Genomic DNA, 217 nt, shown 5'->3' with positions numbered 1-217 from the left:
ACCACCTGCTGCATGCACATTAATTAAGTCGATATTGAGTTTACCTAATCCTTTTAATGCGCCTTTAACATTTTTTGGAATGTCATGTAACTTTAAATCTAAAAAGATATCATGACCTCTTTGTTTAATTCGATTGATCGTTTCAGGACCATTTTGCAAATAAAGTTCCATACCTACTTTTACAAATAGGGGTTCATTAAATAAATCTAAAAATTGA

General features: G+C 30.4%; 1 protein-coding gene. It reads right to left on the bottom strand.

Annotated features, from left to right (window positions below):
- A partial coding sequence (locus KA858_RS12725) for an orotidine 5'-phosphate decarboxylase / HUMPS family protein (RefSeq protein WP_210135856.1) occupies window positions 1-217 on the bottom strand: 217 nt, incomplete at both ends.

The organism is Staphylococcus sp. GDX8P80P, assembly GCF_017893095.1.
Taxonomy (GTDB): Bacteria; Bacillota; Bacilli; order Staphylococcales; family Staphylococcaceae; genus Staphylococcus; species Staphylococcus borealis.
The sequence above is the reverse complement of the archived record's forward strand: the minus strand, read 5'-3'. Positions and strand labels throughout refer to the sequence as shown.